The following is a 7,037-nucleotide window of genomic DNA, read 5'->3' as shown; positions in this document are numbered from 1 at the left end:
GCGCTTCTTCGCCCGGAGTGGCATGGAGCTTGATGATATTGCCAGAATGGTCGTTTACTGGATGGCACCCGAAGTTCACTCAAATCAATCTTCCACTGGCAATTCCTTACGAAATCCTCCCCTACAGAAGATTAGGTCCTTGACAGAAAACACACTCATTTTATTGATCTATCCTTGCCTTCTGTAAGTCAAAAAGTAAGGATAGAATTATTAAACAATCTCTCTTTGCAATAATGCTATTGCATTTACTGACGTTATCTGTCGCCTGTCAGGCCCAAGCGTTAACAGAACGTTTTGTAGTCGATCTTGAACAGAATGCAACTTCCCAAAACCAAGGCTTTTCTATAAAGCTTGAGCGCCGCGCGTTGCCAGTCAACTCGTCAGACATTACCGATACAAACGGCTCTGAAAAGTCAGCCTCTCTTCCTGATGACAAACGACACAGACCAGACGGTTACGAGGTAAAAACGACCACTATTGAGTCGCTTCCCTGGCAATGGTCTTACACTACTCATCTGCTAATTGCCTACGAACTGAACCTGACAACGAAGGAAACCCCTCTAAGCTCTCCTTATTCATGGGTACTTATAGAACTAGTTGTCGCTGTTGGTTGGCTTTTGAAAAGCCATTGGAACCCCGACTTCCCGTTACTTAGCCCGGCTGAACGACAAGAGGCAACATCTATGCTGACACAGGGAAATCAACCATTTGAGAGCATCACTATGATGTTGGGTTCTGGACAACAGTCACAAGGGCAGTCATCAAAATCATCCGTTCAGGACACTGCAATAGCACCACTGCACCCGGCAGGCTCTTTCAGCAGCACCTTGAATACTGACTACGGCGGCGGTAACGGTGACCCTCAACACCACCACCATACCCTGGGTTTGAATTGTTTCGTATTTCCCTGTCATGGCATTTGTCAATTCCCGCAATCGTCCATGAGCAGCGAACTCAGTGAATGGTTGCTGAACTCTTATGTAAGCTCATACCCCAATTTGCCTGATGATCATTGCTTTAGTGACATAGGTCACTGGGACATTGAACATTCCCGACAAACCTCGCCTTTCGATGTATTGGTTGATCTCCCTGCTATTCAACTCCAATACGATTCAGACCCACTATTTCCACCGCAAGCTTATGACATAGGTAGCAACCCAACCACTGACGGCAACTCTATGGGTGGGAACACCTTAGAAGGGGTCGCCTCAGACAGGGTCTCCTCAGACGGGGTCTCCTCAGACGGGGTCTCCTCAGACGGGGTCGCCTCAGACGGGGTCGCCTCAGACTCAGTGGGCTTTAGGGTGGACCGTAACACAGAAGCTGTCGAGCAAACCATCTGTGACCAGATAGTGATCGCAGAAGATGGCCAGCTGCGGCCATCCGACATGATCTGCAAGAGTTCTGTAACCTTATCGGCTCGTGTAAGAAGAACAGCCCGCGACACCAGGAAACGAACCTGTGACGTGGCCGTGGTCACCAACGATGGTCGGCAGCGAATATGCGGAAGAGTCTTCAAGAATGCTCCAGCCCTGTCATGCCATAAAAGCAGATTCCACAGCGGGCAAAAGACCTGCGTGGCAGTGGTCTGGGAGGACGGCCAGCAGCGCCCATGCGGGAGGGTCTTCAAGAATGCTCAAACTATGTGGGATCACAAAAGCAGAGATCACAGTGGGCCACAAACCTGTATGGTGACAGAGATGGGGGAGGATGGGCAGCCGCGACCATGCGGCAGGGTCTGCAAGAATTCTAAAACCCTCTCGTCTCACAAAAGCAGAGCCCACAGCAGAAAAAAAATCTGTCAGGTGATATTGATCGGCGAAGACGGCCAGCCACGACCATGCGGCAAGGTCTGTTTGAATACCTGCGCTCTGTCGGATCACAAACGAGCCAGCCACAGTGAGCAACAAACCTGTTACGCGCCCGTGATCGGTGAAGATGGCCAGCAGCGACCATGCGGAATGGTCCTCAGAAGTGCTAAAACCCTGGCGAGTCACAAAAGAAACGCCCACAGCGGCCAACGAACCTGTAACGTGATCATGGTCGATGAAGACGGTCAGCAGCGGTCATGCGGGAAGGTCTTAAAGCATGCCCAGGCGCTGTCATCCCACAAAAGCAGATACCACACCGGACAACAAACCTGTAATCTGAAGGTGCTTTGGAAAGATGGTCAGCACCGGCTATGCGGGATAGTATTCAAGCATGCCCAGGCCTTGTATCACCACAAAAGAAAAGCCCACACCTATCAACAAACCTGTGACGAGATTGTAACCGGGCAAGATGGCCAGTCACGGCCGTGCGGGGCGGTCTGCAATAACATTCTATCTCTGATGAATCACAAAAGAATACATCGAAAACGCAAGCCTGTTGATCAAAAAAATAACCGTGACCTCAGCCCTTGATCTGACAACTGCTCTTTAATGAGATGGTCTATCCTTCCTCTCTGTAAACCAGAATGCAAGGACAGAATCATTAGACATATACTCTTAACGGCACTGTCACTGCTATTGACCCTGGCTGTCGTCTGTCAGGCCCAACCAATGACAGAACATTTTATTGTCGAGTTTGAACAGAAAGCAAATTCTTCATCCCAGAGCATTTCTATAAAACGTGGTCGGCTTACTTTTCCGGGCACACCACCAGATATTACCAACACAAGCGGCAATGCAGGAACGGACTCTCCCCCTGATGTCAAATCACAGAGACCCGGCGGTTATGGGGTAAGAACGACCTTGACTGAGTCAATTTTGCGGCAATTAATTTATGCCACTCATCTACTGGTTGGTTACGAACTGAGCCTGACCACCAAAGAGTCTCCCCTGTGCCTCATCCCTTATTCATGGTTTCCTTTAGAGGCGGTTGTCGCTGTTGGGTGGCTTTTAAAAAACCATTGGAAGCCCATTTCATCATTTCTTAACACGATTGAACAACAAGAAACGAGTCAGGATAAACCGTTTGCCATCATCACTATGGTGCATGGCTCTGGGCATGACCAACAAAAAGACCAAACATCAGAATTATCCGGCCTGCAAGCCCCTGCAACCAACATTCACCCTACGGGCTCTTTCACTGCCCTCCTTTATTCTGGCTCTGGCGGCGGCATCGGAGGCCCTCAGGAACACTCACATACTTTGGATTTAAATTGTTTCGTCCACCCCTGTCGTGGCGTCTGCCAATTCCGACCGTCATCCGGTAGCAGAAAGCTCGCTAAATGGTCGCTGAATTCCGCAGAAAGTTCGACAGGAGTCACACCCGGACAAGGCTCACGCCCACATCCGTTCGATGGAGACTGTTTTCTTTACTCAAGCCATGCTTATCCTTTATACCCCAGATATTCCCAAGACCCATTGAGCACGGTGGGCGCCTTTACAATGGATACTTCCGGGCCACTCTATTTACCTGATCTTCAGGAAGGGGACGGGATCTCTTCTAATTCTGACACGCTTATACACCCATTTTGGACTTCAGAAACACAAACAACCACTGAGCCATCCCAATTCGGTCAGAGCCAACCTCATCTTTCCCAGACAGCCCCGGTACAGGCCTCTGGTGCCACTAAGAATGTTATGTTCGGATCGACAGATCGCCAACAAACCCTGTTGGATTGTAAAAGCAACTGCAACAGCAAGCAAAAAACCTGTACCTTGATCGTAGTCGGGGAAAAAGGTCAGACCCGGCTATGCGGAAAGACTTGCAAGAATAGTGGAGCCCTGGCGGATCACAGAAGGAAAGACCACAGCGGACGACTAATCTGTCAGTTTACTATGGTCGGTAAGGATGGCCAGCGGCAGCTATGTGGAATAACCTTCAAGAACGCTCTATCTTTGTCATCTCACAAAAGTAGAATCCATAGTGGACAACGAACCTGTGTCGATAACGTGGTCGGGAAGGATGGTAAGCCGCGACCTTGCGGAATGGTCTGCAAGAATGCTGGCACTCTGACGGATCACAAAAGAAGAGAGCACAGCGGACAACAAATCTGCGTCAAAACAGTAATCGGAGCGGATGGCGTGATGCACCCGTGCGATACGGTCTGCAGTAGTAGCAGAGCCTTGTCGGATCACAAAAGAAAAGACCACACCGAGCGACAAGTCTGTAAAGTGGCGGTGTTCGGGGAAGATGGTCTGTTGAGACGATGCGGAAAAGTCTACAGGAATGCTCAAGCCCTGTCGGATCACAAAAGAAGTAACCACACCAGCCAACAAACCTGTGACGTAAAAGTGGTCGGAGTCGATGGCAAGCAGTGGCCATGCGGAAAGGTTTGCAAAAATTCCAGAGCCCTGACGGATCACAGAAAAATACATCGAAAACGCAAGCTTTGTGGTGTGAATAAGGACAGTGACCACAGCCCCCAAAAAGAAAGTGTGAGTAACAATTGATCTAATACCCCATGAATAGAAATACAAAAAGGCACTGCTCGTCTAAAAGAGCGCCCAAAGAGATCCATCTATCCGCGAGATGACTCGTGATCACGCTGTCCGGGTTCGCCAACGAATGCATTAACACTTCAATGGTTTTATATAATAAGGCCTTTAACAGAAAAACACGCTTATTCTCTTGATCTATCCTTGCTCAGTAAACCAGAACGCAAGGATAGAATGATTAAACATTTACTCTCTGCAACACTGCTTTTGCTGCTCATCCTGTTGCCTGTCACCAACAAGGCTCAATCGTTGACAAGACATTTTGTTGTCGAGTTTGAACAGAAAACAGATTCTCCAAACCAGAGCTTTTCTATAAAGCGTGACCGGTATACGTTGCCGGACAATCAGTCAGACATTGACGGCACCAACGTCGATCCGGGATCAGATTCGCCGCCTGACGACCAACCGCACAGACTGAGCGGCTGCGGAGTAAAAACAACCATTATTAAGTCGATTGCATGGCCATGGTTCTACACAACCCATCTACTGGCCGGTTGCGAACCGATCCTGATCAAAAACGCCGCTCTGAGCTCCAGCCTTTATTCACGGACTCCTGTTGAAGTGTTTGTTGCTGTCGGTTGGCTTTTAAGAAGCTATTGGAGCCCAGATTCACCGCTGTTTAAACCGATGGAACAACAAGAGGCAAGACCTGTGCTGACACCGGGGGATCATTCGTTTGTGACAATCATTACTATGTCGGGCTATAGACAAGACCAACCACAAGCCCGGGCATTAGAACCATCGGGGCAGCGAGCCCCGGGAGCCGCCGAACCTGCAGGCTATTTCATTAGCCTCTTCTATTCTGACTCAGGCGGCGGCAACGGAGGCCCTCAAAAACCTCTACATACCCTGGACTTAAATTGTTTCGTCTTTCCCTGTTATGGTATTTGTCGATTCCGACTCTCACCCGACTGTAGACAGCTCACTGAATGGTCGCTTAATTCCGCAGACAGTTCGACGGTTCATACAGAAACAACACCCGGACGAAGCTCATGCCCCCATTCGGCCAATGGACGCTGTCTTCGTTGCTTAGGCTATGTTGATCCTGTAAACACCACATATTCCCAGCACTCATCGAGCACGGTGTACGGCTGTACAACGGAGACTTCCGAGTCGTTCTATTTACCTGAACTTCTCGAAGAAATCGGGATTTCTTTTACATTTCCCCAGTCCACTCCCCCAGTGGTGACTTCAGAAACAGGACAAACAACCACCGAATCATCCCAATTGGGTCAGACCCAATCTCATCTTTCCCGGGCAGACACAGCACAAGCCCTGATAACACACGAGACTGCTGAATTAACAAAGACACCTTGCCGACGAACACTGTCGCATCACAAACGAAATGTCGGCGACAGGACAAGAACCTGCAATGTGATCATTGCCGGGAAGGATGGTCAGTTGTGGCCATGCCGGAAGACCTGCAAAAATACTCAAGCCCTGGGGGATCACAAAAGAAACGCCCATAGCAAACCACTAACCTGTGACGAAACAGTGTTCGGAGAGGATGGCCAGCTGCGACCATGCGGGAAGGTTCTCAAGAATGTTAACGTCTTGCGGAATCATAAAAAAAGAGACCATACCGGGCCACAAACCTGCGGTGTGATTACGCTCGGGAAGGATGGCCAGATGCGACCATGCGGGATGTTCAGCAAAAACGCTCACGCCCTGAAGGATCACACGAGAAGAGCGCACATCCGGCAAACAACCTGTACCGTGAGCGTGCTCGGGGAGGATGGTCAGCAACGGCCATGCGGGAAAGCCTGCCCGGGCACTATAGCCCTCAGTGATCACAAAAGAAAAGAACACTGCGGAAAACAAACCTGTGTCATGAGCGTGGTCGGGAAGGATGACCAGCCGCGGCCATGCGGCAAGGTCTGTAAGAATAGAAAAGCTCTGGCGTCTCACAAAAGCAGGTATCACACAGGGCGCAAAACCTGCAACAAGACAGTAGTCGGAGAGGATGGTCATCAACGGGCATGCGGGAAAGTCTGCGAGAATGCTCGTGCCTTGGCAGATCACAGATCAAAAACCCACACCGGGCCAAAAGCCTGCGACAAGAAAGTGGTTGGGGAGGATGGCAAGCTGCGACCATGCGTAAAGGTTTGCAAGGATGCCAAAAGTCTGTCAGATCACAAAAGCAAATTCCACAGCAGTCAGAAAGCTTGTGACGTGACAGTGGTCAGGGAAGATGGCCAGCAGCAGCCATGCGGGAAGGTCTGCAAGAATGTTCAAGCACTGTCGAATCACAAAAAAGTGCATCAAAAACCCAAGCCTGTTGATCTGGACCGTAATGATGCCCCTGGTCTTTGATCTGACTCCAGCCCTTTCATGAGGTGTTTCCCGGCACTGACTTTGATTTTTAACAAAAGTTTCTTGCTCTGTAGGGGACAATTTCGAAACAAAGCACCTTAAAACCCCTCTTGGCTGGCATCAATCCCGTATTGACCTTAATTACGCTGGTTATTTTTGGTCTCATCCAGATGGGTTCAGTCAACCTGTCCCGTACTGCCCCAACTATGGGGCACCGAGATCGACTCCGCGCGTTAACGTCTCAAGCGCTTCTTCGCCCGGAGTGGCATGGAGCTTGATGATATTGCCAGAATGGTCGTT

General features: G+C 49.8%; 4 protein-coding genes. All 4 read left to right on the top strand.

From position 1 onward, the window contains the following. Window positions 1-187, top strand: a 187-nt coding sequence (locus KDK19_RS01775) for a hypothetical protein (protein WP_257287230.1), incomplete at its 5' end; no start/stop codon positions are given. A gap of 52 nt (window positions 188-239) precedes the next feature. Beyond that, window positions 240-2,402 carry a hypothetical protein gene (locus tag KDK19_RS01770; RefSeq protein ID WP_257291224.1) on the top strand — a complete coding sequence of 721 codons (2,163 nt, stop codon included), beginning with the start codon at window positions 240-242 and terminating at the stop codon, window positions 2,400-2,402. A gap of 138 nt (window positions 2,403-2,540) precedes the next feature. Continuing rightward, complete coding sequence (locus KDK19_RS01765; protein WP_257276314.1) at window positions 2,541-4,379, top strand: hypothetical protein; 1,839 nt, start codon at window positions 2,541-2,543, stop codon at window positions 4,377-4,379. A gap of 219 nt (window positions 4,380-4,598) precedes the next feature. Beyond that, entirely contained in the window at window positions 4,599-6,737 is a 2,139-nt protein-coding gene (locus tag KDK19_RS01760; RefSeq protein WP_257291223.1) for a hypothetical protein, read from the top strand. Window positions 6,738-7,037: the final 300 nt, after the last annotated feature.

The organism is Endozoicomonas sp. ONNA1, from assembly GCF_024606325.1.
GTDB lineage: Bacteria > Pseudomonadota > Gammaproteobacteria > Pseudomonadales > Endozoicomonadaceae > Endozoicomonas_A.
The sequence above is the reverse complement of the archived record's forward strand: the minus strand, read 5'-3'. Positions and strand labels throughout refer to the sequence as shown.

Coding starts and splice junctions, on each gene's coding strand:
- KDK19_RS01765 (WP_257276314.1), top strand. CDS start 2,541: ATGACAGAACATTTTATTGTCGAGTTTGAACAGAAAGCAAATTCTTCA.
- KDK19_RS01760 (WP_257291223.1), top strand. CDS start 4,599: ATGATTAAACATTTACTCTCTGCAACACTGCTTTTGCTGCTCATCCTG.